This is a genomic window from Pseudomonas sp. PDM01 (genome assembly GCF_014852325.1).
Taxonomy (GTDB): domain Bacteria; phylum Pseudomonadota; class Gammaproteobacteria; order Pseudomonadales; family Pseudomonadaceae; genus Aquipseudomonas; species Aquipseudomonas migulae.
In genome coordinates, this window is the sequence record NZ_JACVBK010000022.1 from 1 (window position 1) to 1310 (window position 1310).

The 1310-nt window shown below is 53.7% G+C and carries 1 pseudogene; it reads left to right on the plus strand.

Going from position 1 to position 1310, the window contains the following annotated elements:
• Positions 1-53 precede the first annotated feature (53 nt).
• Positions 54-1307 (plus strand): annotated as a pseudogene (locus IB246_RS28560) (IS3 family transposase).
• Positions 1308-1310 lie beyond the last annotated feature (3 nt).

Below are 1310 nucleotides of genomic sequence, written 5' to 3' on the forward strand. Positions count from 1 at the left end.
TGTCCCGTCCTGAATAAGGTTTACACCTTCTGATCTATTTTCAGGAGGACGTAATGGAATCAGCAAAAAGGCGTAGTCAGCGAGACTACACGCTGACCTTTAAATTGTCGGTCGTCGACCAAGTCGAAAAAGGCGAGCTGAGTTATAAAGAGGCTCAGGAGCGCTACGGGATTCAAGGCAAAACGACTGTTTTGACGTGGTTACGCAAGCATGGTCGGCAAGATTGGAGCCCAGGCACCTACATTGGCTCGCCGAGGATGGGATCTATGCCCGACAAAAACCGACCATTAACACCTGAACAACGCATCAAAGAGCTCGAAGAGCAGCTGGCGCTGTCCAATCAGAAAGCGCAGTTTTTCGAGGCTGTCGTCGATGTCTTGAAAAATGACTACGGTCTTTCTGTCGTAAAAAAGCGTCCCGGCAAGTCCTCGCGCAAAAACGAATCCAAAACCTGAGCATCAGCAGGGCTTGCCAGTTCATGGGGATAAGCCGACAGGCTTACTACAAACGCAATCGCACCGATGCTGCTCGTCTGGTTCTGGATCAGAAGGTTGCCGATTTCGTTCAGCAAAAGCGTCAGCGGCAGCCACGTCTGGGCACTCGAAAGCTGCATTATTTACTGCAGTGCCAGCCGCAACTTGAGCTGCAAGTGGGTCGAGATCGGCTGTTTTCGATTCTGCGCGAAAGACGTTTATTGGTGGCTCGCAAGCGGGCTTATCACAAGACGACCGACAGCCATCATCGCTTTCGACGCCATCCGAACCTGCTCAAGCCCGGCCCTGATCAGGTCGTCCCAAGCGGCCCGGAGCAAGTCTGGGTGGCTGACATTACGTATGTGCCCACTCAGGAAGGTGTGGCCTATCTGAGCCTTGTGACGGATGCTTTTTCGCGAAAGATCGTGGGCTATCACGTCCATGAAAGCCTGCACACCGAGTCGGTAGCGCAAGCGCTACGCCGCGCGGTGAAGCGGCGCAGGACGGAACAGCCGCTGGTTCATCACTCGGACAGAGGCAGCCAGTATTGCTCGGGAATGTACCAGGCGTTGCACGCGAAGCACGGCATCAGGTGTTCGATGACGGACGGCTATGACTGCTACCAAAATGCCTTGGCAGAGCGGGTCAACGGGATCTTGAAGACGGAGCTTCTGCTTCAGAGGCCACAGGACTTGATGCAGGCGAAGAAGATGGTGAGTGAATCAATATCGATCTACAACCACGAGCGTCCGCACCAGTCTTTGAAATACAAAACGCCCGATGCGATGCATCGGGCGCTGGGATGAAACAGGTGTAAACCTATTTCAGGACTAGACA